Here is a 25,691-nt window from a genome sequence, read left to right as displayed (position 1 = left end):
CTTCATATAGGAGACCTATTGCGCCGGCATCGCGACAAAATCATGGAAAGATTGCAACCCGAGCGCGGTCAGCGCGTGGGTGGCGATATCCTGCGCCGTCAGCCCGGCTTCGATCATCTGCGCGGCCGGGCTGTTATGGTCGATCAACCGGTCCGGCAGCGTCATCGGGCGGAATTTAAGCCCTTTATCGAAGGCGCCGCTCCAGGCCAAGTGATGCGCCACCGCCGCGCCGAAGCCGCCGGCGGCCCCTTCCTCGATGGTGATCAGCACCTCATGATGGCGGGCGAGTTGGTCGATCAGATCGGTATCCAGCGGCTTCATGAAGCGCGCATCCGCGACTGTCGCGGGGAAGCCCTTGGCGGCGAGCTGGTCAGCGGCGTTCAGCGCGTCCTGCAGGCGGGTGCCGAGCACGAGTATGGCAACCTTGCCGCCCTCGCGCAGGATGCGGCCCTTGCCGATCTCCCACGGCGTGCCGCGCGCCGGCAGCTCGATGCCCAGACCCTCGCCGCGCGGATAGCGGAAGGCGGAGGGGCGGTCGTCGATGGCGGCGGCGGTGGCCACGGCATGCATCAGCTCGGCCTCGTCGGACGGGGCCATGATCACCATGCGCGGCATCGGGCCGAGGAAGGCGAGGTCATAGGCGCCGGCATGGGTGGCGCCGTCCGCGCCGACCAGGCCGGCGCGGTCCATGGCGAAGCGCACGGGCAGGCTCTGCAGCACCACGTCATGCACCAGCTGGTCGTAGCCGCGCTGCAGGAAGGTGGAATAGATCGCGCAGAACGGCTTCAGCCCTTCGGTCGCCATGCCGGCGGCGAAGGTGACCGCATGCTGCTCGGCGATGCCGACATCGAACATGCGGTCCGGGAATTTCGCCTCGAACTTGTCCAGCCCGGTGCCCGGCGACATCGCGGCGGTGACCGCAACCACGGCGGGATCCGCCTCGGCCTCGGCGATCAGCGCCTTGGCGAAAACGGAGGTATAGGTCGGCGGGCCGGGCGGCGCCTTTTTCTGCTCGCCGGTGACCACGTTGAATTTCTGCACGCCGTGATATTTGTCGGCGGCGGCCTCGGCCGGGGCGTAGCCCTTGCCCTTTTGCGTTACGATATGCAGCAGCACCGGCTCATTCGCTTCCGAATCGCGCAGATTGCGCAGCACCGGCATCAGATGCTCCATATTATGCCCATCGATCGGGCCGACATAATAGAAGCCCAGCTCCTCGAAGAGAGTGCCGCCGGTGAGGATGCCGCGGGCATATTCCTCGGCCTTGCGGGCGGTGCGCTCGATCGGGCGGGGGAAGCGCTTGGCCATCTTGGCGGCGAAATCCCGCAGGCTCATGAAGCTGCGCGAGGAGATCAGGGTGGAGAGATAGGCGCTCATCGCGCCGACCGGCGGGGCGATCGACATGTCATTGTCGTTCAGCACCACGATCAGGCGCGAGCGCATCGCCCCGGCATTATTCATCGCCTCATAGGCCATGCCGGCGGACATCGAGCCGTCGCCGATCACGGCGATGACGTTGCGCGGGTCCGCTTCCTTCTTCAGGTCGCGGGCCACGGCCATGCCGAGCCCGGCGGAGATCGAGGTGGAGGAATGGGCGGCGCCGAACGGGTCGTACTCGCTCTCGGAGCGGCGGGTGAAGCCGGACAGCCCGCCCGGCTGGCGCAGCGTGCGGATGCGATCGCGCCGGCCGGTGAGGATTTTATGCGGGTAGCATTGATGCCCGACATCCCAGATCAGCCGGTCGCGCGGGGTGTCGAACACGGCATGGATGGCGACGGTCAGCTCGACCACGCCGAGCGAGGAGCCCAGATGGCCACCGGTGACGGAGACGGTATCGATGGTCTCGGCGCGCAGCTCGTCCGCCAGCTGTTTCAGCTGCTCGATCGAGAAATTGCGCAGGTCTGCAGGCACATTCACCCGGTCGAGCAAGGGGGTTTTCGGGGGCATCAGCAACAAGCTCCGTTTTGCGTCCGCGCTGCTTTGCCCATGGTGGTCCCTGTCATACGCTCTAACCTATTCATAAACGCTCCACCCGATTCGCGGCGGGGCTATTATTTATACATCCCTCACACATAGGCGACCGGGCGCCGAAAAGCCAGAAGCCCCAACCGAAACAGGAGGCTGCCATTCCGCAGCCGCCGCCTGAGATGCAAGCTTATACTATGTGCACGCTTGCGGATTGTGGAGGCAATGACTTATTGCTGTGCGAGAATGCGTTGCGGCGTGACGCGCGGGCAACAGCCAGCAGACAGGATTGAGAAAACATGGACGGTTCACAGCCCCCGAAAACATTGCGGGTCATTCTGGCGCAGCCCCGCGGCTTCTGCGCCGGGGTGGAGCGGGCGATCGACATTGTCGAACGGGCGCTGACCAAATTCGGCCCGCCGATCTATGTGCGCCACGAAATCGTGCATAACCGCCACGTCGTCGAGGATCTGCGCTCGCGCGGCGCGGTGTTCGTCGATGAGCTGGACGAGGTGCCGGAAGGCGCCTGGACCGTGTTTTCCGCCCATGGCGTCGCCCGCAAAGTGGTGCAGGCCGCCGCCGACCGCGAGCTGCCGGTGATCGACGCGACCTGCCCGCTGGTGGCCAAGGTGCATGCCGAAGGCCGCCGCTACGCCGCGCAAGGCCGTGAAATTGTGCTGATCGGCCATGCCGGGCACGCAGAGGTGGAAGGCACGATCGGCCAGATCGACGGCACCGTGTATCTGGTGCAGACGGTCGAGGATGCGGAGACGCTGGAGGTCAAGGATCCGGAAAAGCTCTCCTACATCACCCAGACCACGCTGTCCGTCGACGATACGCGCGGCATCATCGCCGCGCTCAGCGCGCGTTTCCCGGCGATTGTCGGCCCGGATGTCAAGGATATCTGCTATGCCACCCAGAACCGCCAGGAGGCGGTGCATCAGCTGGCCGAGCTGGTGGACTTGATTTTGGTGGTGGGCAGCAAAAATTCTTCCAACTCCAACCGCCTGCGTGAAATCGGCGCGGAGCTGGGCCGCCCGGCCTATCTCATCGACGATGCCGCCGCCCTGCAGCCGGAATGGTTCCATGGCGTGGCCAAGGTGGGGCTTACCGCCGGCGCCTCCGCGCCGGAGGTGCTGGTGCAAGGTGTGATCGACGGGATGCGCCGGTTCGGCCAGGTCGAAATCGAGCTGCTGGCCGGCACGCCGGAAGATGTGAAGTTTAAATTGCCCGCCGAAGTGGCTGAAGTTTAAGGATAACCAAATATGGGTGTACCGTTGAACCAGGCCGTCCGCGTTGGCGGCTATATTCTCAAGCAGCATCTCAAGGGCAATAAGCGCTATCCGCTGGTGCTGATGCTGGAGCCGCTGTTCCGCTGCAATCTGGCCTGCCAGGGCTGCGGCAAGATCGATTACCCGAACGAGATCCTCAACCAGCGCATCTCGCTGGAAGATGCGATCAAGGCGGCCGAGGAATGCCCGGCCCCGATCATCGCCATCGCCGGCGGTGAGCCGCTGCTGCACAAGGAAATGCCGCAGATCGTCGAGGCCTATCTGAAGATGGGCAAGTTCGTGATCCTGTGCACCAACGCGCTGCTGCTGGAGAAGAAGATCGACCAGTACAAGCCGCACAAGAATTTCTGCTGGGACATCCATCTGGACGGCGACAAGGAGATGCATGACCGCTCCGTCGACCAGGATGGCGTCTATGAGCGCGCGATCGACGCGCTGAAGCTCAGCAAATCCAAGGGCTTCCGCACCTCCATCAACTGCACATTGTTCGATGGCGCCGACCCGGACCGGGTTGCGGCGTTCTTCGACATGGTCGCGGATCTGGACATTGAAGGCGTGATGACCTCGCCGGGCTACGCCTATGAGCGCGCCCCGGACCAGGAGCATTTCCTCAACCGCCAGCGCACCAAGGAGCTGTTCCGCGCGGTGTTCCGCCGTGGCAAGGAGAGCAAGAAGCGCGGCAAGGTGTGGAAATTCACCCAGTCCCGCTCTTCCTGGACTTCCTGGCCGGCAACCAGTCCTACGCCTGCACCCCTGGGGCAACCCGACCCGCAACGTGTTCGGCTGGCAGCGCCCCTGCTACCTGCTCGGCGAAGGCTACGCCAAGACCTATCAGGAGCTGATGGACAGCACCGACTGGGATAAATACGGTGTGGGCAATTACGAGAAATGCTCCGACTGCATGGTGCATTCCGGTTTTGAGGCCACGGCGGTGATGGATTCCATCAAGCGCCCCTGGCAGATCGCCAAGGTCGCGCTGAAGGGCATCAAGACCGAGGGCGCCATGGCCAAGGATATTCCGCTGGATAAGGCCCGCAAGGCCGATTTCAACGTGTTTACCCGGCACGTGGACAGCAAGATGGCCGAGATCCATGCCGCCAAGGCGGCGCGCCAGGCGGCGGCGCAGCCGGCGGAGTGAGGTAAGGCTGGGGGATGTTTTTGGAAAAACATCCCCCAGCCCCCTCAAAAACTTTTGCGATTTTTGGCCCGGGGCGCGTGAGCGTTTCGGGCTAGATTTTTTCGGGCAGGGTTTTGACCCAGTTTATCAGGGCTTTGCGGGCGGCGGCGGCGTCGCGGCCGACTTTGATCAGGCCTGGAATTTGCCGGGGCTGGCGCAGGATGGAGCGGGCCAGGGCCATGCCGTCCAACTTGCCATCGGCCTTCAGCGCGACCAAAGCGGCAGGCGGCAGATCGCGCTCCGCCGGATCGGCCACGGCGCGCAGCACCGCGAATGGCAGTTCCCGCTCCTTGGCCACCTCCGCCACCGCGCCGGATTCCAGATCCACCGCCGCAACGTGATAACGCTGGCTGAGCAACTGCTTTTCCTCGGCGCTGGTGACGATTTTGTGCCAGCCGAGAATCGGGCCGGCGAGCGGGCCGCCGAGGAACTCCAGCAGCCGGTAATCGCAAGGGAAGGTGAGCAGGCCGGCCTGAATCGCGGAGGGCACCAGGATGCGGCCGGGCTTGAGGCCCTTTTGCAGCCCGCCGGCCAGGCCGAAACTGAGCAGCCCCAGCACGCCTTGTTCATCCACCAGCGCCTCAGCGGCCTTGCGCGCGCCAAGCGGCGTGCCGCCGCCAATCATCACCGTGAATCCCGCATCGCGGAGCCATTGAGCTTCCGCCTGCAGGCCCGTCACGATGCCGATTTTGGCACGGTCCATTCAGAATTCCGAAATATGCCGCATTGAGATCCGCTTGGTGAGCCCGGTGGGGGTCGAACCCACGGCCGTCCGATTAAAAGTCGGATGCTCTACCACTGAGCTACAGGCTCTTACCAAGGTCCCGTGGGGCGGCGCCGCACGGTGAGGCGCAAAAACCATTTTTCGCCGTATGAAGTCAACCCATTGCCGGGCGAAAACGGCGCGCCTCGATGAAAGGCGCGCCGCGTTGGCTCAGGCCGCCTTCAGGCTCTTAATGTCGATGCAGAAGCGGTATTTCACGTCCGATTTCAGCATCCGCTCATAGGCTTCGTTGATCTGCTGGATATTGATCATCTCCACATCCGCGGTGATGTTGTGCTTGCCGCAGAAATCCAGCATCTCCTGGGTTTCCTTGATGCCGCCGATCATCGAGCCGGCGAAGCTGCGCCGGCGCATCAGCAGCGGGAACACCGAGATCGGCAGCGGATGCTCGGGCGCGCCCACCTGCACCATGGTCGCGTCACGCTTCAGCAGCCCGAAGAAGGGGCTGAGATCATGGCTGGCGGAAACGGTGTCGATGATCAGATCGAAGCTCTCGGCATGTTCGGCCATCTGCGCCTCATCCTTGGAGAGGATGACCAGGCTCGCCCCCAGGCGCTTGGCATCCGCAACCTTGCTGGCGGAGGTGGTGAACAGCGCGGTTTCAGCCCCCATCGCATGGGCCAGCTTCACACCCATATGGCCGAGCCCGCCGAGGCCGATGATGCCGACCTTCTTGCCCGGCCCGGCACCCCAATGGCGCAGCGGCGAATAGAGGGTGATGCCGGCGCAAAGCAGCGGCGCGGCGGCGGCCGGGTCGAGATTTTCCGGGATGCGCAGGACGAAATTCTCATCCACCACGATCTTGTCCGAATAGCCGCCCTTGGAGGGCTCGTTGATCACCTTGTCGGTGCCGCCATAGGTCTGGCCGGTCAGGCCCTCGGCGCAATATTGCTCCAGCCCTTCCTGGCAGGAGGGGCAGGTGCGGCAGCTATTGACCATGCAGCCGACGCCAACGCGCTCGCCGACTTTATATTTGGTGACACCCGGGCCAACACTCTTCACCCGGCCGACGATCTCGTGGCCCGGCACGGCGGGGTACTGGGTGAAATGCCATTCATCGCGGGCGAAATGGATGTCCGAATGGCAGACACCGCAATATTCAATTTCGATTTCGATATCATTCTGGCCGACATCGCGGCGATTGAAGGTGAGGGGGGCCAGCGCCTCAGTGGGGCTGGCGGCGCCGTAACCGGTGCAAATAAGCATATGAATCTCCCGGGGTTAAAAATCCGAGAGGATATGGCCCGGGAAAACCCGATTCAACCAATGCGCCGGGCGACGCGTTCAGTTTCTTTTTAAGAAATCTTTGTTCTTATAAGTTGACGGCACCAAAACCCTTGGATAACCTGTGCGCAGCGGAAAGGAGCAGGTTGCGCAGATGTGTGGGATTGCCGGATTATTTCTGAAGAACTCAGCCTTGGAGCCGCAGCTGGGCGCGCTGATGAGCCATATGCTGAATGTGCTGACCGAGCGCGGGCCTGACTCCGCCGGGTTTGCGATTTATGGCGCGGCGGCGCCGGGCCAGGTGAAATTCACCCTGCGCGCGCCGGCCGGGTTTGACATGGCCGGATTCGCGGCTCGCTTCGGCGCCAGCCTGGCGGTGCATGACGACCATGCGGTGCTGAGCCTGGCCCAGGAGAAAGCGGCCGAACTCCGCAACGCCTTGGCGAAGATGCCGGAGATTATCGTGGTCTCCGTCGGCAATCGCATCGAGCTGTTCAAGGGCATCGGCCTGCCGGAAGAGGTCGGCGCGCGCTTCGGGCTGGCCGGCATGGCCGGCAGCCATGCGGTCGGCCATACGCGCATGGCGACCGAATCGGCGGTGACCACGGAAGGCGCGCATCCTTTCTCCACCGGGGCGGATCAATGCCTGGTGCATAATGGCTCGCTCTCCAACCATAATGATGTGCGCCGCCGGCTGATGCGCGAAGGCATCAATTTCGCCACCCAGAATGATACCGAGGTGGCGGCGGGCTATCTCTCCTACAAATTGCGCGAAGGTGCCAAGCTGGATGCAGCGCTGACGCAGGCGCTGGAAGATCTCGACGGGTTCTATAATTTTGTCGTCGGCACCGAGACCGGCTTTGGTGTGCTGCGCGATCCGGTTTCCTGCAAGCCGGCGGTGATGGCGGAGACGGATGATTATGTCGCCTTCGCCTCGGAATATCGCGCGCTGGCGGATCTGCCGGGCATCGAGGCGGCGCATCTGTTCGAGCCGGAACCGGGACGCGTCTATTTCTGGGAGCGCGCGGCATGAGCGCGGCGTTGGAAAAAACCATGGAAGATACGATTACGTTTGATCTCGCCGCGGCCCCGCTGCGGGAGCTGAATGAGAAGCTGCAAACCTTGCCCGGCGGCACCAACCAGACCGCCTGGAGGATCGTCAACCCGCGCGGCGCGCATGCGCTGGCGGTGGGCATCACCACCCCGGTACAGGTGCTGATCGACGGCCATGCCGGCTATTATGCGGCGGGGATGAATGATGGCGCCGCCATCACCATCAATGGCAATGCCGCCACCGGGGTTGCGGAAAACATGATGTCTGGCCGCGTGCATGTGAAAGGCGATGCCAGCCAGTCGGCCGGCGCCACCGCGCATGGCGGCTTGCTGATCATCGACGGCAATGCCTCGGCGCGCTGCGGGATTTCGATGAAGGGCATCGATATCGTGGTGAAAGGCAATGTCGGCCATATGAGCGCCTTCATGGCGCAGAGCGGCAATCTGGTGGTCTGCGGCGATGCCGGGGATGCGCTGGGGGATTCGCTGTATGAGGCGCGGCTGTTCGTGAAGGGCAGCGTGAAGAGCCTGGGTGCGGATTGCGAGAAGAAACAGATGGGTGCGGAAGATGCCGCCATTCTCAGCGATCTTCTGCAACGCGCCGGTGTGGCGGCGAAGCCGGAGGAATTCACCCTCTATGGCTCGGCGCGCACGCTGTATCATTTCCACGTCGATAATGCCGGGGCGTACTGACCATGAACGACACGCCGATCTCTCATATTCCGCAGACCAAGCCTCGCTTTTCCGCGACCTTCGATCCGCATACCATCGCCGAGATCCAGCGCGCCGCCGCCACCGGCATCTATGATATTCGCGGCGGCGGCACCAAGCGCAAGCTGCCGCATTTCGATGATCTGCTGTTCCTCGGCGCCTCGATGTCGCGCTATCCGCTGGAAGGCTATCGCGAGAAATGCGGCACGGAAGTCGTGCTCGGCACGCGCTTTGCCAAAAAGCCGATTCATCTGAAAACCCCGGTGACGATTGCCGGCATGTCCTTCGGCGCGCTCTCGGGCAATGCCAAGGAGGCGCTGGGGCGTGGCGCTACCGCGGTGGGCACCTCCACCACCACCGGCGATGGCGGCATGACGCCGGAGGAGCGCGGCCATTCGCAGACCTTGGTCTATCAATATCTGCCCTCGCGCTACGGCATGAATCTCGCTGATCTGCGCAAGGCGGATGCGATCGAGGTGGTGGTGGGCCAGGGCGCGAAGCCGGGCGGTGGCGGCATGTTGCTGGGACAGAAGATCTCCCCGCGCGTGGCGAAGATGCGCAATCTGCCGGAAGGGATCGACCAGCGCTCCGCCTGCCGGCATCCGGACTGGACCGGGCCGGATGACCTGGAGATCAAGATCCTGGAGCTGCGCGAGCTGACCAATTGGGAGAAGCCGATCTATGTGAAGGTCGGCGCCTCGCGGCCTTATTACGACATCGCGCTGGCGGTGAAGGCCGGGGCCGATGTGGTGGTGCTGGATGGCATGCAGGGCGGCACCGCGGCCACACAGGAAGTGTTCATCGAGCAGGTCGGCATTCCCATCCTCGCCGCCATTCGCCCGGCGGTGCAGGCGCTGCAGGATCTGGGCATGCACCGCCAGGTGCAGCTGATCGTCTCCGGCGGCATCCGCACCGGGGCGGATGTGGCCAAGGCGATCGCGCTCGGCGCGGATGCGGTGGCGATCGGCACCGCGGCCTTGGTGGCGCTGGGCGACAATTCGCCGGAATTCGAGGACGAATATCGCAAGCTCGGCACCACCGCCGGGGCCTATGATGACTGGCATGAAGGGCGCGACCCGGCCGGCATCACCACCCAGGACCCGGCGCTGGCGGCGCGGCTGGACCCGGTGAAGGCCGGGCGGCGGCTGGCGAATTACCTCTCGGTGCTGACCCTGGAGGCGCAGACCATCGCGCGGGCCTGCGGCAAGAGCCATCTGCATAATCTGGAGCCCGAGGATCTGGTGGCGCTGACGCTGGAGGCCGCCGCCATGGCGCAGGTGCCGCTGGCGGGGACGAGCTGGATCCCGGGGAAGGGGTTCTGATGAAGGTTCGGGGTGTTGGCGACGAAATCGCCACCGCCCGAACGTTTTCGCCGCTTTTTTGAAAAAAAGCGGCCCAAAAAACTTTTGCGATAATTTCTAAAAATACCCGACAAAAACCGGGACAAAAGTCACACAGCTTGCTCCACCAGACACAACACCAAGCAAGGGACGACGATGGCGATCAAGCTTGCCGAAAAGGCGAAAGAACTCGGCCTCAAATATTTTCTGATTTCCTACACGGATCTGTTCGGCAGCCAGCGCGCCAAGCTGGTGCCGGCCTCCGCCATCGCGGGCATGCAGAAGAACGGCGCCGGGTTCGCGGGCTTTGCCACCTGGCTCGATATGTCGCCGGCGGATTCCGACATGTTCGCCCTGCCGGACCCGGAAACCCTGACCGTGCTGCCCTGGAAGAGGGAAGTCGGCTGGCTGGCCTCCGACATCTATATGGACGGGCAGAAGGTGGAGCAGGGGCCGCGCAACGTGCTCAAGCGCGTCATCGCCCAGGCGGACAAGGCCGGGTTCCTGATGAAAAGCGGGGTGGAGTGCGAGTTCTTTCTCACCACGCCGGATGGCCAGGCGATTTCGGACGCGCTCGATACCGGCAGCAAGCCCTGTTACGACGCCGGCGCGCTGCTGCGCCGCTATGACGTGATCACCGAGATCTGCGATGCGATGCAGGAGCTCGGCTGGGAGGCCTACCAGAACGACCATGAGGACGCGAACGGCCAGTTCGAGATGAACTGGCATTATGACGAGGCGCTGCTGACCGCCGACCGGCATGTGTTCTTCAAATTCATGGCCAAATCCATCGCCGAGAAGCATGGGTTGCGCGCCACCTTCATGCCCAAGCCCTTCCTGGGCCTCACCGGCTCGGGCTGCCACAGCCATGTCTCGCTGTGGAAGGGCAAGGAGAATCTGTTTGAGGATGAGACGGGCGAGCTGGGTGTCTCGCAGCTCGGCTATCATTTCATTGGCGGCGTGATCCAGCATGCGGACGCGCTGGCGGCGATCACCAACCCGACGGTGAACAGCTATAAGCGCATCAACGCGCCGCGGACAATTTCCGGGGCCACCTGGGCGCCGAACACCGTGACCTATGCCGGCAATAACCGCACCCATATGATCCGCATCCCCGAGCCTGGGCGCTTTGAGATGCGGCTGGCGGATGGGGCGGTGAACCCGTATCTGCTGCAGGCTTCGATCCTGGCGGCGGGGCTGGATGGCATCGCCAAACAGACCGATCCGGGCAAGCGGCTGGATATCAACATGTACACGGACGGCCATCTGGTGAAGGACGCCAAGAAACTGCCGCTGAACCTGCTGGACGCGCTGCGCGCGCTGGAGGCGAATGACACGCTGAAGGCAACGTTGGGCGAGGGTTTCGTCTCTGCCTACACCAAGCTCAAGCATGGCGAGTGGAACGCCTACGCGGCGCATCTCTCGGACTGGGAGCGCCAGGCGACGCTGGATTGCTGATCAACCCGCCGGGGCAAGCCGCAGCAGCGTGCCATTATGGTCCTCGGTGATCAGCACGCTGCCATCCGGCAGCTCCGCGAGTGAAACGGGGCTGCCCATCGGCGCCTGGCTGGGCGTGCCGGCCCAGCCCCAGATCACCTGCCAGGGCTGGCCTTCCGGCAGGCCCTGGGCGTTCAGCGTCATCGCCATCAGCCGGTGCCCTTGCGCGCGATAGCCGTGATAAGGGATCAGCAGCGTATCTTTCAGCGCCGGAATCGCGACGCCGCGATAGACCAGCAGCCCCAGAGGGGCGGCGTGCGGCGCGAGCAGGACGCTGGGTGCGGTCATTTTCGCGCAATCGAAGCGCGGATATTCCGGGCTGGGGCGGTTCGCGTCGAAGCAATAGGGCCAGCCATAATCCGCGCCGGGCGTGATGATATCCAGCGTGTCGCGCGGTTCGGTCTCGTCGGAGAGATTCGGGTCGGCCAGGTTGATGAAATCCCGCGCATTGACCGCCGCCGCCAGCTTGCCGTCCGGCAGGATCGCCAGCCCCATGGAATTGCGCAGGCCGTTGGCGAGGATCTGCGCGTCCTGGAACCGCAAGACCTTGCCGGGCTGGGGCATGATGCGCGCGATGCTCGCACGCGGCGGGGTGGCGGCGGTTTTCGGGCAGGGTTTCGCGGGGTTGGGCGGGGTTTTGCCCGGCCCTTCGCAATTATTCGTGGCCGAGCCTATATTGATGTCCAGCGCGCCGTCCGGCTCGGCCACCAGGGCGGTCAGCGGATGGCGGCCGGTATCGGGCAGGCCGGTGATCACATCCTCCAGCGTCGCCTTGCCGCCCGAAAGCCGCAGCCGGGCAACGCGCCCGAGCAGCCCGAGATAGATCGTGCCATCCGGGGCAACCGCGATGCCGTTCGGCTCGTCCAGCCCGGTGAGCAGGGTTTGCGGCGGTGCCGTGCCGTCATCGGCGAAACGCAGCAGCGCGCCGCGCCCCTTCACCCAGCCGCCCATCTCCACGACATAGACATCATGCCCAACCACGGCGAGGCCGCGCGGAAAGTGCAACCCCTTGGCCACCAGCCCGACGCAGGTGCCGGGCAGGCTGGCGAGATCAAGGCGCGCAAAGCCGGCGCAGCTGCCCTGGGGTGATAAGGGGGCGCCGCCAGCGCGCGCAACGGCAGGCAGAGCAGGAGCAGACTAAGAAGCCGGTTCATGGCGTTCCTTTCACGCAAATTTCGCAGAGCTTCGTTGAAATATGGCTCTTGTCAGGGGCGAGGTGTCGGCCAATTGTCAGGCATGCTTACACGTCTTTCCACCGATACGCCGCATTTTTCAGCGTTGCTGACGCTCAATAACGAACACGCGCAGGAGCTTTCGGCGGCGGATGAAGCCCGCTTCGCCTTGCTGCTGGAGCGGGCTTTTTACGCCGCCTCGATCAATGACAGCGAGGCCCTGCTGATCGCCTTCGATCAGGACGCGGATTATGATTCACCGAATTTCCTCTGGTTCAAGCAACGGTTTTTGAAATTCGTCTATATCGACCGGGTGGTGACCGCAAAGGCGGCGCGCGGCCGGGGCCATGGGTGGCGCTGTATGATGCACTGTTCCAGCAGGCGCGTCTGGCCGGCCATACGATCGCGGTGTGCGAGGTGAATGAGGACCCGCCGAATCCGGCCTCGGACGCGTTCCACGCCCGTTTCGGGTTTTCACTGGCCGGCCAGGCCAAGCTGCCCAACGGCAAAGCCGTCAGATATTTCGTAAAAACGCTTTGAGGTCAGCGGAGCGCAATATGCGTTTGAGTTGACGCGCGTGCGTCAAGATAAACCCATGAAATTGCTCGCCAAAACATGAGTAGAGCGCGTGGGTGTAAACCCATCTCGCTCGAGCGCCGCGGACCTGTTCAGGGCTGTCCCGGATTCCGTCTCAATACGCACCAAGCGGGTCCGGGGCGGTAAAATGTCTACAGCAGCACGCTTTCCACCAGATTGCGCCCATTCTCCTTGGCCTGACGCATCGCCTTGTCGGCGGCGCTGATCAGCAGCGCGGGGGAAGGGGAGACGGTCTTCGCCGCCGCCACGCCGATGCTCACTGTGATCGGCATGTCCATCCCCGGCACGCTGTGGCGCGCCACCGCCTCGCGGATGCGCTCCGCCACCAGCTTGGAATCGATGATGCCGGCGCGCAGCAGCACCAGGAAGGTGCCCGCGCCATAGCGGCCGATCACATCCACCTCGCGCACGCTCTGGCGCAGCCGCGCGGCGACCTCGAACAGCACGGTATCGCCCGCCTGGGTGCCGTATGTCTCGTTGATCTGGTTCAGATGATCGATATCCACCAGCAACAGGCTGAGCGGCGAGCCCCGGCTGGCGGCCGCACATTCCAGATGCGCCAGATCCATGATCACGTTGCGCTTCCACATCTGCGTCAAGCCGTCGATCGAATCGCGCCGGGCCAGCGGGTCCTGGGATTTGATCAGCGATTCCTGGAAAGACCCCTGCATCACCCGGGTCAGCTCGCGTTCGACGATCACCGCCAGATCGCGCAGCGTGTCCAGCCCGGCGCGGCTGGGGCGGCGCGGCAGCGTATCCATCACGCAGAGCGCGCCAACGCAGGAGCGCGCCCCGGCATGAATCGGCTGGCCGGCATAAAAGCGCACATTCGGGTTGCCAGTGACCAGCGGATTTTGGGCGAAGCGCTCATCCTGCGTGGTATCGGGGATGATAAGCGGATGATGCGCCTCGATCGCATGGCCGCAGAAGGACAGCGCGCGCGGAATTTCCGCCATCGGCATGCCGACGCTGGATTTCAGCCATTGCTTGTCGCCGGCGATGAAGCTGATCGTGGCGATCGGTGCCTGCAGCACCCGCGCCGTCAGCCGGGTGATCCGGTCAAACCGCTCCTCGGCCGGGGTGTAGAGCAGATTGAGGGCGTTGAGATCCTTCAGGCGCTGCGATTCGGCCAGGCTGAGATACCCGCCCTCAGGCGTCAGCAAGCTGGACGTCGTCGTCTGTTGGTTCGTCCACATGCGAAGTCTCTCATCGTCCAGAACGGCGTTAACACAGCGTTAAATTGTATCGTTTCCGAACGGCTTTCAAGGACCAACTCGTTTGCTCTGGCGTTTTTTTGGCCTGATAAAACCGGCATCACGCGGATGTGAATGTAGTTTGCACGCGGAAGTTTTCAGTGCGCGATGCGATGTCCACCGGATGGCGGCGCGGCGGGCGCGCCGACATCTTATGTCGTGGTTGCGGTAAAAATTGAGCGCAGCCGCCGTGCCGCCTCAAAACCGAGACGGGCGGGAGGCGCGCCTGATATTAACGGTAGGTTAATTGCCTTTCATCAAACCAGAGCTCGCCTCAGGCGCTGGCTTCATCCAGCGCCGCGATGCTGTCCTTATCCAGCTCAAGCGCCGCGGCGCGGATCAGCGATTGCATCTGGCTCAGGCTGGTGGCGCTGGCAATCGGCGCGGTGATGCCGGATTTCTCCCGGCACCAGGCAATCGCCACCTCGGAAGGCGCCGCGCCAATCCGCTGCGCCTGCGCCAGCAACGCCGCGATCACCGCCTTGCCCTTTGCCGTCGCCAGATATTTTTTCGCGCTCTCCCCGCGCCGGCCGACGCAATCCGCCTCGCTCTTGTACTTGCCGCTGAGAAAGCCAGCGGCCAGGGCGAAGTAATTGATCGCCCCCACCTCCTCGGCGATGCAGAGCGATTGCAGCTCAGCCTCGAAGGCCGGGCGCTCCATCAGATTATAGAGCGGCTGCAGGCTTTCATAACGCGGCAGGTTGTTCGCCTTGGCCACATCCAGCGCCGCTTTCAAGCGCGGCGCGGTGTAGTTGGAGGCGCCGATCGCCTTCACCTTGCCCTGCTTGATCAGTTCGGCGAAGGCTCCCAGCGTCTCCTCCAGCGGCGTTTCCGGATCATCCTGATGCGCCTGGTAGAGATCGATATAATCGGTCTGCAACCGGGTCAGCGACGCCTCGACGGCGGCGAAGATCCGCGCCTTGGACAGGCTGGCCGGATGATGGCCCATCGCCATGCCGACCTTGGTGAGGATTTTCACCTGGGAGCGGTTTTTGCGCTCCTTCATCCAGGCGCCGATGATCGCCTCGCTCTCCCCACCTTCATGCCCCTCGACCCAGGTGGAATACATATCCGCCGTGTCGATCGCATTCAGCCCGCCCTCCAGCGCGGCATCCAGCAGATCGAGCGAGGTTTTGATATCCGCGGTCCAGCCGAAGACATTGCCGCCCAGAACCACGGGCGGCAGCGCCAGGCCGGAGCGGCCGAGCATTTTGGTGGGAAGCGCCATCAATCAGAATCCTTCCAGCACGATCTTGCCCATCGTCATCCCCGATTCCAGGGCGGCATGGGCGCGGATCAGGTTTATCGCGTTGATGGGGCCATAATTCTCGGTCATCGTCGTCTTCAACGTGCCGTTATCGACGAGATGCGCGATGGCCTCCAGCGTGCGGTGCTGCACGCTCATGTCATGTGTGTGCAAAAGCCCGCGTGTGAAGACATATTCGGTATGCAGCGTGGCACTTTTACGGATCAGCGGCGAAACATTCAGCTCGCCGGCATTGGATTCGATGATGCCGACCGCACCCTCCGGCGCCAGCAGCTCGACCAGCTTGTGGAAATGCTGCTTCACATGCGCGACGCAGAAAATATGGCCGGGCGGGTTGAGGCCAGCCTGCAAAATCTGCGCGCCGAGATCATGCTGGTGATTGACGATATGGTGCGCGCCCAGGCTGCGGCACCATTCCGCCGTCTCCGGGCGGGAGGCGGTGGCGATGATGGTCATGTCGGTGAGCTGCGCAGCGAGCTGAATGGCCATCGAGCCCACACCGCCGCCAGCCCCCACCACCAGCATGGTGCCGCCATGCGGCTGGTCGCGCGGGATGCGGAAGCGCTCGAACAGCATCTCCCAGGCGGTCAGCGCCGTCAGCGGCAAGGCTGCCGCCTGCGCGAAGCTCAAGCTTTTCGGCTTATGGCCGACGATGCGGTCATCGACGAGCTGGAACTCGGCATTGCTGCCCTGGCGGTCCGGCACGCCGGCATAGAATACCTCGTCGCCGACGGAGAAATTCTGCACTTCGGGGCCGATGGCGCGCACGATGCCGGCGGCGTCATAGCCCAGCACCCGCGGCTCGCCCAACGGCTCGGCCGACTGGCGGATCTTGGTATCGACCGGATTGACCGAAACCGCCTTGATCTCGACCAGCAGATCATGATGCCGGGGGACGGGCACCGGCAGATCGACATCCTGCAGCGCATCCATGGAGGTAATCGGGCGGGCATGGGTAAAGGCAACGGCTTTCATGGGACGACTTTCTCTTCAGTTGGCCTGCTAGACATTGATATCTAAGACATATCCGATGTTACATTTGAACTCATGCGCCGATGCGCAACAGCCCCGCCCCTCGCTGGCCAGCCATGCGGTGGCGGCTTGCCTGTGCGGGGTGAGGGTTTCGGTCAGCGCCCAGAAATGCGGGCCGTGATTCATATGGCGCAGATGCGCCACCTCATGCGCCACCACATAATGCTGCACCGGCTCGGGCGCGCAGATCAGCCGCCAGCAGAAAGCCAGCGTGCCATCCGGCGCGCAGCTTCCCCAGCGTGAGCGCGTGTCCTTGATCCGCACGATCTTCGGCCGCAGCCCGGCCTCGCGGGCAATGTCCGCGGCCATCGCGGTCAAACGCTGCCGGGCCAGGCGCTTCAGGCAGTCCGCGACGCGACGCGCCAGAAACTCCGCCTCGCCGGTGACGATGATCCGCCCCTCCTCGATCCAGGCGCCGCCGCGCCCCTCCGGGCGATGCACGATCTCATGCGCCAGCCCATGCACCGGCACCAGCGCGCCTTGGGTCAGGCGCAAGGGCTGGGGCAGGGCCTCCAGCTTCTCATTCACCCATGCCTCATGCGCATGCAGCAAAGCCAGCCCGGCGCGGCGGGAGGCGCGCATCGGCAGCGTGATCACCACCCCCTGGGCCGGGTCCACCCGCAGCGAAATCCGCTTTGCCCGGGCCGAACGCTTGAAGGCCACGGCAATCAGCGCCCCCTGCACGGGCACCAGCTCCGTGGTGAGGGGCTCCTGGCTCATGCGCGCCGGCGCCGTGGCATCTGCCCCGGCCAGTCCATGATATGGTCTTCGAGCGGCCCGGCCTGGCGCTCATCCAGGCAGCGCCCGGCGACCGACGCCCCGGCCTCGATCACGCTCTGCGCCCGGCCCGAGCGCAACGGGTGCCAGGCCGGCAGATCCTTGCCCTCATGCACCAGCCGATAGGCGCAGCTCGGCGGCAGCCAGTCCATTTTCTCCAGCTTCTTCGGGGTCAGCTTCACGCAATCCGGCACCAGCGATTTGCGGTTGGCATAATCCCGGCAGCGCGCGGTATTCACATTCAACAGCCGGCAGGCGACATTGGTGAAGGCGATTTCGTCTGTATCCTCGTCGCGCAATTTATGCAGGCAGCAGCGCCCGCAGCCATCGCAAAGCGACTCCCACTCCGCCCGGCTCATCTGCGCCAAAGTTTTTTCACGCCAGAATCCCATGCCGCCAACATACAGGAGCGCGCCGCGCCGCGCCATGCCGCCCGCTTCATGACAAGTTGTGCAGGCGCGCGCGGGCCCCGTTGCGGCGGCGCGGCATCGCGTGGCAAACTCCGTCCCATGTTCAGACGCATGATGTTGGCGGGGCTTGGCAGCGCTTTGGTGTTGCCGCAAGCGGGCAGGGCGGCACAGCCTTTCCCGGAATTTCTGGCGCAGCTGCAGGCGCGCGCGCGGGCGGCGGGCATCCCTGAGCGGATCGTCATGGCCAGCACCGGCAACCTCACGCCGAACCAGGACGTGATCAAGCTCGACCATCACCAGGCCGAATTCACCCTGACCTGGGCGCAATATTCCAGCCGGGTGCTGAGCCAGACCCGCATCGCCAACGGCAAGGCGAAATACGCGCAGGTGCGCAGCCTGCTCGCCGCCATCACCAGCCGCTACGGCGTCTCCGCCGATGTGATGCTGGGGATCTGGGCGCTGGAAACGAATTTCGGCGCCAACCAGGGCGATTTCAACGTGATCGACGCACTGACCACCTTGGCCTGGGACCGCCAGAGCCATTATTTCGGCAATGAGGTGATCAAGGCGATGACCATCGTGGCGCGCGGCGATGCGCCGGTGGCCAATCTGCTCGGCTCCTATGCCGGCGCCATGGGACAGCCGCAATTCATGCCCAGCACCTATCTCACCACCGCCGTCTCCTTCTCCGGCAACCACGCGCCGGATATCTGGAATTCCGATGCCGATGCCCTGGCCTCGATGGCGAATTACCTCGCCAAGGCCGGCTGGCAGGCGGATGCGCCCTCCTCCGAGCCGGTGCTGGCCCGGCCAGTTTCAATGCCGCGATGGCCGGGCGCGAAAACATGCAGACCATCGGCTATTGGGAAAAACTCGGCGTGCAGCGCCTGCCCGGCGCGCCGCAGCTCTCCGCCGCCACCCGGCCGCCTTGCTGTTGCCCGATGGCGCCGGCGGCCAGGCCTTTCTGGTCTATGAGAATTTCAAGGCGATCCGCCGCTATAACCCGTCCGATTTCTATGCGCTGGCGGTCGGCGCGCTGGGGCGGATGATCCTGTCATGAGCAGCCGGCTGATCCTGGGGCTGTGCGCGTTTCTGGCCGGCTGCATGCCCAAGGCGCCGCCACCGCCCGCCCCGGGGCCGGTGACCTATACGATCGGCAACCCCTATCAGGTCGGCGGGGAATGGCGCTATCCGCGTGAATTCGGCGCCTATGACGTCACCGGGTTGGGCATCATCATCGAACATGGGGACGATCCCTACACCGCCGATAACGAGCTCTATGACCCTGACGGGCTGATGGCCGCGAGCCCGGTTCTGCCGCTGCCCAGCATCGTCACCATCACCAATCTGGTGAATGGCCGTTCGCTGCAGGTGCGGGTGAATGAGCGCGGGCCGAACGTGCCCGGGCGCGTCATCGCCGTCACCCGCGGGTGGCCCGGCTCTTGGATTTCCCGTCCGGCGGCGTGGTCGAGGTCGAGGTGAAGCTGAACGCCCAGGCCAGTTCGGCGCTGCAGGGCGCGCTCGGCGCCGGGCCGAAGCTGCAGGCCGCCCCGGTCGCCGGCATCACCGCGCAATCGCTGGGCGCGCCAGGCAGTGCCGGGCCGATCGGGGTGGCGCATCAGCTGGTGCAGGCCAACGACAACGCCCCGCAAAATACCGGCCCGACCCTCTCCGGCCAGGTCATCCAGGCCCAGCCCGCCCCCGGCCCGCTCTTCGTGCAACTGCCCGGCTATGGAAGAGAAAGCGACGCGGCGCGGGTGATGGCCCGGCTCTACGGGATGCCGGCGCGCATCGTGCCGGTGTTCGGGGCGGACCGCACGCTCTGGGCGGTGAATATCGGGCCCTATCATTCGGTGGAGGATGCCGACCAGGCGCTGCAGCATGTGCTGAATGCCGGCATGACCGACCCTGAGATCATCGTCCGGTAAGTGGCGCAGGGTCTGTTCATCACGCTGGAGGGCGGGGAGGGGGCTGGCAAATCCACCGCCGCCCGCGGCCTCGCCGAGGCGCTGCGGGCCGAGGGGCATGAGGTGGTGCTCACCCGCGAGCCCGGCGGCACCAAGGGGGCGGAGGCGATCCGCGCGCTGCTGCTCGACCAGGACCTGCCCTTGGATGCGCTGGCCCAGACCATGCTGCATTTCGCCGCCCGCGCCGACCATGTGGCCGGGCTGATCCGCCCGGCACTGGCGCGCGGCGCCATCGTCATCTGCGACCGGTTCTATGATTCCACCATGGCCTATCAGGCCTATGGCCAGAACGTGCCCATTGCCCAGGTGCGCGCCTTGATCGAGCTGGTCGGGCTTCAGCCGGACATCACCTTTTTGCTCGCCCTCCCCGAAGCCCAGGCCCAGGCGCGGCTGGCCCAGCGCGCCGCCGCGACCGACCGCTATGAGCAGATGAACCGCGATTTCTTCGCCCGGGTGCAGGCAGGCTTTGCCGAAATCGCCGCCGCCGCGCCTGAGCGTGTCGTCACCATCGATGCCAGCCCGGCGCCGGAGGCGGTGGTTGCCACCATGCGGGCGGCACTGCGCGCCCGGACCGGACGCTGATGCCGCCCGATCCGCGCGCCAACCCGCATTTTCGCGGCCATGAGGCGGCGATCCATGCGCTGCGCTCGGCGGTCACCGCCGGGCGGCTGCATCATGGCTGGCTCTTCGCCGGCCCGCCCGGCATCGGCAAGGCGACCCTGGCTTATCGCTTCGGCCGCTGGCTGCTGGCGGCCGGGCAGAGCGAGGATCTCTCCATCCCCGAATCCTCCGGCCCGTTCCGGCGCATCGCCGCCGGCACCCATCCGGATTTCTTCACCGTCGAGCGGCGGATCAACGCCAAGACCGAGAAGCTGCAAGGCGAAATCGTCATCGCCACGATCCAGGAGGCCAGCGCCTTCATGCGCTTGACCCCCGCCGAGGGCGGCTGGCGCGTGGTGCTGGTGGATGGCGCGGAGGATATGAACAGCAACGCCGCCAACGCGCTGCTGAAGCTGCTGGAGGAGCCGCCGCCGCGCTCAATCCTGCTGCTGACCAGCGCTGCACCCGGAAGGCTACTCCCCACCATCCGCAGCCGCTGCCGGGTGCTGCCAATGTCGCCGCTGCCGGATGCGGTGATGCGCGCCTTGCTGGCCGATTACGCCCCGGACGCCGATGCGGCCCGGCTGATCGAGCTGGCGGAAGGGAGCATCGGCAATGCGCTGAACCTGGCGGAGGGCGGCGGTGTCGCCGTCGCCGCCTTGGTGGACGAGGCGCTGGACGCGCCTGTCGCCCCCGCCCGCGCCCAGGCGATGGCCGACAGCGTCGCCCGCAGCGTGGAGGGGACCGACAAGTTCGAGCTGTTCTTCTCCCTGCTGCGTACCCGCCTGGCGGCGCGCACCCGTGCCGCCGCCCGCGCCGGGACGGGCAACCTCTCCCATAACGTCACGCTTTGGCAGGATTTTGGAAAACTGGAGCGTGAGGTGTTAGGACTGAACCTGGATAAGCGCGCCGCCATCCTCGTGGCGCTGGAACAGTTGCATAGGTCATGAGCAAGACATTTTATATCACCACGCCGATCTACTACGTGAACGGCGCGCCGCATCTCGGCCATGCTTACACCTCCACCGCCGCCGACGTGCTGGCCCGCTGGCACCGCCTCGCCGGCGATGAGGTGTTTTTCCTCACCGGCACCGATGAGCATGGCCAGAAGGTGGAAGCCGCCGCCCGTAATGCCGGCATCGCCCCGCAGGAGTTTACCGACCGCGTCTCGGCCGATTTCCGCGACATGGCGCAGGCGATGAACATCTCCAACGATGATTTCATCCGCACCACCGAGCCGCGCCACAAGGCCGCCTGCCAGGCGATCTGGACCAAGCTGCAGGAAAACGGCTTCATCTATCTCGGCGCCTATGAAGGCTGGTACGCGGTGCGCGACGAAGCTTTCTACGACGAGGGCGAAACCGCGCTGAAGCCGGACGGCACACGCTACGCGCTCGCCTCCGGTGCTGCGGTGGAATGGGTGGTGGAGCCCAGCTATTTCTTCAAGCTGAGCGCCTTCCAGGACAGGCTCTTGGCGTTCTATGAGGAAAATCCAGGATTCATCGCGCCCGCCGCGAAGCGCAACGAAATCCTCTCCTTCGTGCGCGGCGGGCTGAATGATCTCTCCATCTCCCGCACCTCCTTCTCCTGGGGCGTGAAGGTGCCCGGCGATGAAAAGCATGTGATGTATGTCTGGCTGGATGCGCTGGTGAATTATCTCACCGCAATCGGCTATCCTGAGATGTCCGGCCCGCGCGCGAAATTCTGGCCCGCCAGCCTGCATCTGGTCGGCAAGGAGATCATCCGCTTCCACGCCGTCTATTGGCCGGCTTTCCTGATGGGCGCCGGGCTGGAGCTGCCGAAGAAGGTGTTCTCGCATGGCTGGTGGACGGTCGAGGGCGAGAAAATGTCGAAATCGCTCGGCAATTTCATCGATGTGCGGCCGCTGGTGCAGGAATACGGTCTGGACCAGATCCGCTATTTCATTCTGCGCGAGGTGCCGTTCGGCAATGATGGGGATTTCTCCAAGGAGTCTCTGCATCGCCGGATCAATTCGGACCTCGCCAACGGCATCGGCAATCTCTCCCAGCGCACGCTCTCCTTCATCGGCAAGAATGCCGGCGCGGTGGTGCCGCCGAAAGGCACGCTGACCGAGGCGGATGAAGCGCTGCTCGCCGAAGCCGCCGCGCTGCCGGCCAAGCTGCATGCCGCGATGGACAAGCTCGCCTTCCATGAAGCGCTTGATGAAATCTGGCGCCTGATCCGCGCCGCCGATGGCTATATCGACGCCCAGGCCCCCTGGAGCCTGCGCAAGACCGATCTCGATCGCATGAACAGCGTGCTCTACACGCTCTGCGTGGTGCTGCGCACGCTGGGCGTGGTGCTGCAACCCTTCATGCCGGAGACGATGGCCAAGCTGCTGGATTATCTGGGTCTGGACGAAGCCCGTTCGCTGGCCGTGCTGGACACTGCGCTGGTGGAAGGCACAGCGCTGCCGACGCCGACCGGCCTGTTCCCGCGCGTGGGTGTGTGATGCTCGTCGATTCCCACTGCCATCTCGATTATTTCAACCAGCCCGGCGAACAGGCGGAGGTGATCGCCCGCGCCGTCGCCGCCGGGGTCAGCGAGATGGTCAGCATCGGCGTGACGCTGGCGCAAAGCCGCGAGATCCTCGCCATCGCCGAGGCGCATGAAAATGTCTGGGCCTGTGTCGGCGTGCATCCCAATCACGCCGCCGATGTGCTGCCGGTGGTGGAGCCGGAGGTGCTGGCCAAGCTGGCCGAACATCCGAAAGTCATCGGCATCGGCGAATCCGGCCTGGATTATTTCTACGACAAGGCGCCGAAGGACGTACAGGAACAGAATTTCCGCGCCAATATCCGCGCCGCCCGCTTGGCCGGCATGCCGATCTGCATCCATGCCCGCGACGCCGATGAGGATATCGCCAGGATTCTTCGTGAGGAAAGGGAAGGGGGGCATTTCGAGTTCCTGTTGCATTGCTTCTCCTCCTCACGCTGGCTGGCCGAGCAGGCGATGGAACTCGGCGGCTATTTCTCCTTCTCCGGCATCATCACCTTCCCGAAAGGCGAGGCTGTCCGCGAGGTCGCGGCGATGGTCCCGGCGGATCGCATCCTTGTGGAGACCGACAGCCCCTACCTCGCCCCCGCCCCATATCGCGGCAAGCGCAATGAACCCGCCTACACCGCCTACACTGCGGCGAAACTGGCGCAGGTGAGGGGGCTTTCGGAAACGGATTTGGCGGCGCTGACCACGCGCAATTTCCGCACCCTCTTCCCGAAAGCGGCTTCATGAAAATCACCCTGCTGGGCAGCGGCGGCTCGGCGGGGCTGCCGCAAATCGGCGGGCCGGACGGGCGAGGCGATTGGGGCCAGGCGGACCCGGCCGAACCCCGCAACCGCCGCACCCGCCCAGCATCGTCATCGAAACCGATACTGGCCTGCGCATCCTCGTCGATACCGGGCCGGATCTGCGCGAACAGCTCCTCAACTGCGCCATCCCGAAAATCGATGCGGTGATCTACACCCATGACCATGCCGACCATGTCGCCGGGCTGGATGATGTGCGCATCCTCAACCGCATCCTGGAAGCGCCGATGCCGGCCTACGCCATCGCCTCGGTCTGGGAGCAGCTGCGCGCGCGCTTCTCCTACGCGTTCAGGGAGTGGAAAGGCGGCTTCTTCGGCCGCCCGGCCTTTTTCACCCATGACATCGTCGAAGGCACGCCCTTCGAACTTTTCGGCCTGTCGATTTTGCCCATCGACCAGGATCACGGCTATTCGCGCTCGCTTGGCCTGCGCATCGGCGATTTCGCCTATTGCACGGATGTGGTGCGCTTCGAGCCGGCGCAGATGGAGGCCTTGCAAGGGGTGAAAACCCTGGTGGTGGATTGCTTCACCCCGGACAATAACCATCCCACCCATGCCGGGCTTGGCACCGTGCAAGGCTGGGTGCAGGCGCTGAAAATCGAGCGCACCATCCTCACCCATATGGGCCCTGCGATGGATTACGCGAAACTGCGCCGCACGCTGCCGGACTGCATCGAGCCCGGCTATGACGGCATGGAATTTCACGCCTAGAGCATCAAGCTTTTAGCTTGACGCTCCAGGCTTTGTTTTGGCGAGCAATTTCATGTGTTTAGGTTGACGCTGTCGCGTCGACCTAAACACATATTGCTCTAAAAAACCGGAGCCATCGCTGGCCCCGGCTTCCCCCTCGAATGCTCAGGCGGCGGCGGCGATGCCGAGCCGGCGGCGCAGCGCCATCGGCAGCTGGCGCGCGGATTTCACGCGCGCATAGCCCATTTCGGGTTTCTCCGGCGTGTCACCGAAAATCGCTTCATGCTCGGCCCAGTTATCAAAGGCCATGCGACCGACATGGTCGATGAAGGTCTCCGCCGAAACACCTTCGGCGAGGATCAGCTCATGCGCATCCACCTCGACATGATAATAGGTGAAAATCTCGCTCATCGCCTCACGGGTGATGTCGCTGCCATTCACCATCGCCCCGGCATTCACCAGCACATGATCGACCAGCAGCGCATGATCCGGCGAGATCAGCAGATCGCGCCGCGGCAGCCCGTCGCCCAGGGCGCCGGCGGCGATGCGGATGGGTTGGCTGCGCACCGGGTCCGCGAAGCGCGGCGAGACGCGGCGCGTGCCGATCCAGCGCACCGGCACCGCTTCGCCCGTATCGGTGAGCACCAGATCGCCAATCTTCAGGCTCTCAACGGCCACCTCGCCATGGGGGGTGGAAATCGCCGTGCCGGTGAGGAAACAGGCCGCCTCGATGATGGTGCCGCCGGTACCGTCGGACACCAGGTAAAGCGGGCCATTGGTGGTGCTGTAGGTGCCGTTGGTCAGCCCGGCGCCGGTGACATCGAAGGTGAAGCTGCCGCCATTATTGGCGTTGACGACGATCTGCTGCACGCCGGCCTGGCCGGAAACGGCGGAGATCGTGTAGCCGGTGACATTGGTGAAATTCAGCGCCGGATCGTCCAGCTTGTCGGTCGCGGCGACGAAGTTCTGGATCGGGCCGAAGACCGAGACCAGGCTCAGATTGAGCAGGCCGCTGCTCGCCGAGCCGAACACGGCGGTGCCGCCGCTGCTGCCGAAGCTCAGCACGGTATTCGACAGGAGCTGTGCGGAAATCAGGCTGGAGGCAATGGTGAAGGAGCCGCCATTGATGTTGACAGTCGTGGCACCCAGCGCCCCGACCGAGGAGGCCAGCGTCAGGCTGCCGCCATTGGTGTAGAGATTGAGAGTGTTGGCGACGTCGACATTGTTGTTGACCGTCACCGACGAGCCGGCGGCGGAGTAGATGTTGAAGGTGTCCAGCAGGCCGATCAGGTTGAACGTCGTCGTGGAGTTGGTATCCGCCGCCGCGGTCACCGGGAGGATAACCCCAGTCAAGTCAAAAGTGCCTGTACCGTAATTCGCCATCTTTTTTCTCCCCAAACTGGTTTTACGGCTCCAGGTCAGCTCTCTAACGAGGCGCACATCCAGGACGGCTTCAAAACATAACCGTGACAAAGACGCGATTAGATAACTAACATTTACCCGCCGTGAATCGATCAATATATCGATCCCGAAGCATATTCGGCCTACATTTGCGGGC

Annotated in this window: 25 protein-coding genes, 1 tRNA gene and 1 pseudogene; 16 read left to right on the top strand and 11 right to left on the bottom strand. The window is 64.3% G+C overall.

What is annotated here, in order from left to right:
• Positions 1-15: 15 nt before the first annotated feature.
• Complete coding sequence (dxs, locus tag GT370_RS04480) at positions 16-1,947, bottom strand: 1-deoxy-D-xylulose-5-phosphate synthase (RefSeq protein WP_039884997.1); 1,932 nt, start codon at positions 1,945-1,947, stop codon at positions 16-18.
• A 317-nt stretch (positions 1,948-2,264) separates the two neighbouring features.
• On the opposite strand from dxs, the gene ispH reads away from it, so the two are divergent.
• Positions 2,265-3,218 carry a 4-hydroxy-3-methylbut-2-enyl diphosphate reductase gene (gene ispH / locus GT370_RS04475; protein WP_008492982.1) on the top strand — a complete coding sequence of 318 codons (954 nt, stop codon included), beginning with the start codon at positions 2,265-2,267 and terminating at the stop codon, positions 3,216-3,218.
• Between the two features lie 12 nt (positions 3,219-3,230).
• Positions 3,231-4,395, top strand: a pseudogene (gene hpnH / locus GT370_RS04470) (adenosyl-hopene transferase HpnH).
• A 91-nt stretch (positions 4,396-4,486) separates the two neighbouring features.
• On the opposite strand, the gene GT370_RS04465 reads toward hpnH, so the two are convergent.
• The 3 genes from GT370_RS04465 to GT370_RS04455 all read right to left on the bottom strand — a co-directional run bounded on the left by GT370_RS04465 (position 4,487) and on the right by GT370_RS04455 (position 6,424).
• Entirely contained in the window at positions 4,487-5,137 is a 651-nt protein-coding gene (locus GT370_RS04465) for a phosphorylase family protein (RefSeq protein WP_008492984.1), read from the bottom strand.
• Positions 5,138-5,172: 35 nt separating this feature from the next.
• Positions 5,173-5,247 (bottom strand) — tRNA-Lys (locus GT370_RS04460).
• 121 nt (positions 5,248-5,368) lie between these two features.
• The gene (locus GT370_RS04455; protein WP_008492986.1) at positions 5,369-6,424 is read right to left on the bottom strand and encodes an NAD(P)-dependent alcohol dehydrogenase; all 1,056 of its coding nucleotides are present in this window, start codon (positions 6,422-6,424) and stop codon (positions 5,369-5,371) included.
• Positions 6,425-6,596: 172 nt separating this feature from the next.
• On the opposite strand from GT370_RS04455, the gene GT370_RS04450 reads away from it, so the two are divergent.
• From GT370_RS04450 to glnT, 4 genes are all read left to right on the top strand, one after another.
• On the top strand, positions 6,597-7,475 hold the full coding sequence (locus GT370_RS04450; protein WP_008492987.1) for a class II glutamine amidotransferase: 879 nt from the start codon (positions 6,597-6,599) through the stop codon (positions 7,473-7,475).
• Positions 7,472-8,188 carry a protein glxC gene (locus GT370_RS04445; protein WP_008492989.1) on the top strand — a complete coding sequence of 239 codons (717 nt, stop codon included), beginning with the start codon at positions 7,472-7,474 and terminating at the stop codon, positions 8,186-8,188. Before GT370_RS04450 ends, GT370_RS04445 begins: the two co-directional genes overlap by 4 nt.
• A 2-nt stretch (positions 8,189-8,190) precedes the next feature.
• A complete protein-coding gene (locus GT370_RS04440) occupies positions 8,191-9,528 on the top strand; it encodes an FMN-binding glutamate synthase family protein (RefSeq protein ID WP_008492990.1) in 1,338 nt (445 codons plus the stop codon).
• A 174-nt stretch (positions 9,529-9,702) separates the two neighbouring features.
• Positions 9,703-11,004 (top strand): type III glutamate--ammonia ligase, encoded by a 1,302-nt coding sequence (glnT, locus tag GT370_RS04435; protein WP_008492991.1) that lies wholly within the window; start codon positions 9,703-9,705, stop codon positions 11,002-11,004.
• Here the strand turns inward: glnT and GT370_RS04430 are convergent, their stop codons facing one another.
• Positions 11,005-12,060, bottom strand: coding sequence for a PQQ-dependent sugar dehydrogenase (locus tag GT370_RS04430; RefSeq protein WP_270183948.1), 1,056 nt, complete (start codon positions 12,058-12,060; stop codon positions 11,005-11,007).
• Positions 12,061-12,279: 219 nt separating this feature from the next.
• Between GT370_RS04430 and GT370_RS04425 the strand changes: the two genes are divergently transcribed.
• The gene (locus tag GT370_RS04425; protein ID WP_270183947.1) at positions 12,280-12,636 is read left to right on the top strand and encodes a hypothetical protein; all 357 of its coding nucleotides are present in this window, start codon (positions 12,280-12,282) and stop codon (positions 12,634-12,636) included.
• A 307-nt stretch (positions 12,637-12,943) separates the two neighbouring features.
• On the opposite strand, the gene GT370_RS04420 is transcribed toward GT370_RS04425, so the two are convergent.
• The 5 genes from GT370_RS04420 to GT370_RS04400 form a co-directional block, all read right to left on the bottom strand.
• Positions 12,944-13,975: a sensor domain-containing diguanylate cyclase gene (locus tag GT370_RS04420; RefSeq protein WP_008492994.1), complete on the bottom strand. Its 1,032-nt coding sequence runs from the start codon at positions 13,973-13,975 to the stop codon at positions 12,944-12,946.
• 364 nt (positions 13,976-14,339) lie between these two features.
• Positions 14,340-15,293: an aldo/keto reductase gene (locus GT370_RS04415; RefSeq protein WP_008492996.1), complete on the bottom strand. Its 954-nt coding sequence runs from the start codon at positions 15,291-15,293 to the stop codon at positions 14,340-14,342.
• Between the two features lie 3 nt (positions 15,294-15,296).
• Positions 15,297-16,307 (bottom strand): zinc-binding alcohol dehydrogenase family protein, encoded by a 1,011-nt coding sequence (locus GT370_RS04410; RefSeq protein WP_008492997.1) that lies wholly within the window; start codon positions 16,305-16,307, stop codon positions 15,297-15,299.
• A gap of 27 nt (positions 16,308-16,334) precedes the next feature.
• Positions 16,335-17,084, bottom strand: a complete 750-nt coding sequence (locus tag GT370_RS04405) for a M48 family metallopeptidase (protein WP_270183946.1) — start codon at positions 17,082-17,084, stop codon at positions 16,335-16,337.
• Positions 17,081-17,569 carry a YcgN family cysteine cluster protein gene (locus GT370_RS04400; RefSeq protein WP_008492999.1) on the bottom strand — a complete coding sequence of 163 codons (489 nt, stop codon included), beginning with the start codon at positions 17,567-17,569 and terminating at the stop codon, positions 17,081-17,083. Before GT370_RS04400 ends, GT370_RS04405 begins: the two co-directional genes overlap by 4 nt.
• 81 nt (positions 17,570-17,650) lie before the next feature.
• On the opposite strand from GT370_RS04400, the gene GT370_RS04395 reads away from it, so the two are divergent.
• The 9 genes from GT370_RS04395 to GT370_RS04355 all read left to right on the top strand — a co-directional run bounded on the left by GT370_RS04395 (position 17,651) and on the right by GT370_RS04355 (position 24,154).
• Positions 17,651-18,526, top strand: a complete 876-nt coding sequence (locus tag GT370_RS04395) for a lytic murein transglycosylase (RefSeq protein ID WP_442865489.1) — start codon at positions 17,651-17,653, stop codon at positions 18,524-18,526.
• On the top strand, positions 18,480-18,611 hold the full coding sequence (locus tag GT370_RS21240; protein WP_442865488.1) for a lytic murein transglycosylase: 132 nt from the start codon (positions 18,480-18,482) through the stop codon (positions 18,609-18,611). Before GT370_RS04395 ends, GT370_RS21240 begins: the two co-directional genes overlap by 47 nt.
• A complete protein-coding gene (locus GT370_RS04385) occupies positions 18,608-19,033 on the top strand; it encodes a septal ring lytic transglycosylase RlpA family protein (RefSeq protein WP_270183944.1) in 426 nt (141 codons plus the stop codon). The genes GT370_RS21240 and GT370_RS04385 overlap by 4 nt, the downstream gene beginning before the upstream one ends.
• Positions 18,994-19,479 carry an SPOR domain-containing protein gene (locus tag GT370_RS04380; RefSeq protein ID WP_270183943.1) on the top strand — a complete coding sequence of 162 codons (486 nt, stop codon included), beginning with the start codon at positions 18,994-18,996 and terminating at the stop codon, positions 19,477-19,479. The genes GT370_RS04385 and GT370_RS04380 overlap by 40 nt, the downstream gene beginning before the upstream one ends.
• The gene (gene tmk / locus GT370_RS04375; RefSeq protein WP_008493003.1) at positions 19,480-20,100 is read left to right on the top strand and encodes a dTMP kinase; all 621 of its coding nucleotides are present in this window, start codon (positions 19,480-19,482) and stop codon (positions 20,098-20,100) included.
• A complete protein-coding gene (locus GT370_RS04370) occupies positions 20,100-21,068 on the top strand; it encodes a DNA polymerase III subunit delta' (protein WP_008493004.1) in 969 nt (322 codons plus the stop codon). Before tmk ends, GT370_RS04370 begins: the two co-directional genes overlap by 1 nt.
• Positions 21,065-22,591 carry a methionine--tRNA ligase gene (metG, locus tag GT370_RS04365; RefSeq protein ID WP_008493005.1) on the top strand — a complete coding sequence of 509 codons (1,527 nt, stop codon included), beginning with the start codon at positions 21,065-21,067 and terminating at the stop codon, positions 22,589-22,591. The genes GT370_RS04370 and metG overlap by 4 nt, the downstream gene beginning before the upstream one ends.
• Positions 22,591-23,370 (top strand): TatD family hydrolase, encoded by a 780-nt coding sequence (locus GT370_RS04360; protein ID WP_008493006.1) that lies wholly within the window; start codon positions 22,591-22,593, stop codon positions 23,368-23,370. The genes metG and GT370_RS04360 overlap by 1 nt, the downstream gene beginning before the upstream one ends.
• Before the next feature lie 70 nt (positions 23,371-23,440).
• Positions 23,441-24,154 carry an MBL fold metallo-hydrolase gene (locus GT370_RS04355; protein WP_333490017.1) on the top strand — a complete coding sequence of 238 codons (714 nt, stop codon included), beginning with the start codon at positions 23,441-23,443 and terminating at the stop codon, positions 24,152-24,154.
• 144 nt (positions 24,155-24,298) lie between these two features.
• Here GT370_RS04355 and GT370_RS04350 read toward each other — a convergent pair whose 3' ends face one another.
• Positions 24,299-25,465, bottom strand: a complete 1,167-nt coding sequence (locus GT370_RS04350) for a Hint domain-containing protein (protein WP_051060187.1) — start codon at positions 25,463-25,465, stop codon at positions 24,299-24,301.
• Positions 25,466-25,691 lie beyond the last annotated feature (226 nt).

The sequence above is a fragment of the Acidocella sp. MX-AZ03 genome, from assembly GCF_027626035.1.
GTDB classification, from domain to species: Bacteria; Pseudomonadota; Alphaproteobacteria; order Acetobacterales; family Acetobacteraceae; genus Acidocella; species Acidocella facilis.
The sequence above is the reverse complement of the archived record's forward strand: the minus strand, read 5'-3'. Positions and strand labels throughout refer to the sequence as shown.

Coding starts and splice junctions, on each gene's coding strand:
- dxs (WP_039884997.1), bottom strand. CDS start 1,947: ATGCCCCCGAAAACCCCCTTGCTCGACCGGGTGAATGTGCCTGCAGAC.
- ispH (WP_008492982.1), top strand. CDS start 2,265: ATGGACGGTTCACAGCCCCCGAAAACATTGCGGGTCATTCTGGCGCAG.
- GT370_RS04465 (WP_008492984.1), bottom strand. CDS start 5,137: ATGGACCGTGCCAAAATCGGCATCGTGACGGGCCTGCAGGCGGAAGCT.
- GT370_RS04455 (WP_008492986.1), bottom strand. CDS start 6,424: ATGCTTATTTGCACCGGTTACGGCGCCGCCAGCCCCACTGAGGCGCTG.
- GT370_RS04450 (WP_008492987.1), top strand. CDS start 6,597: ATGTGTGGGATTGCCGGATTATTTCTGAAGAACTCAGCCTTGGAGCCG.
- GT370_RS04445 (WP_008492989.1), top strand. CDS start 7,472: ATGAGCGCGGCGTTGGAAAAAACCATGGAAGATACGATTACGTTTGAT.
- GT370_RS04440 (WP_008492990.1), top strand. CDS start 8,191: ATGAACGACACGCCGATCTCTCATATTCCGCAGACCAAGCCTCGCTTT.
- glnT (WP_008492991.1), top strand. CDS start 9,703: ATGGCGATCAAGCTTGCCGAAAAGGCGAAAGAACTCGGCCTCAAATAT.
- GT370_RS04425 (WP_270183947.1), top strand. CDS start 12,280: ATGCTTACACGTCTTTCCACCGATACGCCGCATTTTTCAGCGTTGCTG.
- GT370_RS04415 (WP_008492996.1), bottom strand. CDS start 15,293: ATGGCGCTTCCCACCAAAATGCTCGGCCGCTCCGGCCTGGCGCTGCCG.
- GT370_RS04410 (WP_008492997.1), bottom strand. CDS start 16,307: ATGAAAGCCGTTGCCTTTACCCATGCCCGCCCGATTACCTCCATGGAT.
- GT370_RS04405 (WP_270183946.1), bottom strand. CDS start 17,084: ATGAGCCAGGAGCCCCTCACCACGGAGCTGGTGCCCGTGCAGGGGGCG.
- GT370_RS04400 (WP_008492999.1), bottom strand. CDS start 17,569: ATGGCGCGGCGCGGCGCGCTCCTGTATGTTGGCGGCATGGGATTCTGG.
- GT370_RS04395 (WP_442865489.1), top strand. CDS start 17,651: ATGTTCAGACGCATGATGTTGGCGGGGCTTGGCAGCGCTTTGGTGTTG.
- GT370_RS04385 (WP_270183944.1), top strand. CDS start 18,608: ATGAGCAGCCGGCTGATCCTGGGGCTGTGCGCGTTTCTGGCCGGCTGC.
- GT370_RS04370 (WP_008493004.1), top strand. CDS start 20,100: ATGCCGCCCGATCCGCGCGCCAACCCGCATTTTCGCGGCCATGAGGCG.
- metG (WP_008493005.1), top strand. CDS start 21,065: ATGAGCAAGACATTTTATATCACCACGCCGATCTACTACGTGAACGGC.
- GT370_RS04360 (WP_008493006.1), top strand. CDS start 22,591: ATGCTCGTCGATTCCCACTGCCATCTCGATTATTTCAACCAGCCCGGC.